Raw genomic sequence first — 1231 nt, forward strand, 5'->3', positions numbered from 1 at the left:
CAGGGCATGAACAGCCCGCAGCGCTGCAACTATGGCCTCTATGGCGAACAGCTCAGCGGCACGGCCTTCACCGCGAATCCACCCGAGCGGACGTGGTGCTACCGCATTCGCCCTTCGGTCAAGCATTCGCATCGCTATGAGAAAATTGACCTGCCCTACTGGAAGTCCGCGCCCTGTATCGACCCGGATGTGATCAGCCTTGGTCAGTATCGCTGGGACCCGGTTCCGCATTCTGACGCCTCTTTGACCTGGCTGACCGGTATGCGCACCATGACAACGGCGGGGGATGTGAACACGCAGGTCGGCATGGCCAGCCATGTCTATCTGGTCACCGACTCGATGGTGGATGACTATTTCTTCTCAGCCGACTCCGAGCTTCTGGTGGTGCCGCAAGACGGCCGCCTGCGCTTTGTGACCGAGCTGGGGATCATTGATCTGGAGCCACAGGAAATCGCGATCCTGCCGCGCGGGTTGCTCTACCGTGTTGAAGTGCTGGAAGGTCCGGCGCGCGGATTTGTCTGTGAGAATTACGGGCAGAAATTCGAACTGCCGGGCCGCGGACCGATCGGTGCCAATTGCATGGCCAATCCGCGCGACTTCAAAGCACCTGTCGCGGCATTCGAGGACCGAGAGGTGCCTTCGACCGTGACGATCAAATGGTGCGGGCAGTTCCACGTCACTCAGATCGGTCATAGCCCGCTGGACGTGGTGGCCTGGCACGGCAACTATGCGCCCTACAAATATGACCTTCGCACCTATTGCCCGGTCGGCGCAATCTTGTTCGACCACCCGGATCCATCGATTTTTACCGTCCTGACAGCGCCTTCGGGCCAGCCAGGTACAGCCAATATCGACTTCGTCCTGTTCCGCGAGCGTTGGATGGTGGCCGAAGACACCTTCCGCCCGCCATGGTACCACAAGAACATCATGTCCGAGCTGATGGGCAATATCTACGGCCAGTATGACGCCAAACCTCAGGGCTTTGTTCCGGGCGGCATGAGCCTGCACAACATGATGATCCCGCATGGTCCGGATCGCGAAGCGTTCGAAAAAGCCTCAAACGCCAATCTGGGGCCGGACAAGCTGGATCACACCATGTCCTTCATGTTCGAAACCCGCTTCCCACAGCATCTGACCGCCTTCGCCGCAACCGAGGCCCCCTTGCAGGACGACTATATTGACTGCTGGTCCTCGCTTGAGAAAAAGTTCGATGGGACACCGGGAAGGAAAT

Annotated in this window: 1 protein-coding gene; it reads left to right on the forward strand. The window is 59.0% G+C overall.

Going from position 1 to position 1231, the window contains the following annotated elements; genetic code table 11:
- A partial coding sequence (gene hmgA, locus ACR0IP_RS23155) for a homogentisate 1,2-dioxygenase (RefSeq protein WP_480528158.1) occupies positions 1-1231 on the forward strand: 1231 nt, incomplete at both ends.

Source organism: Ruegeria sp. AL11, assembly GCF_056540865.1.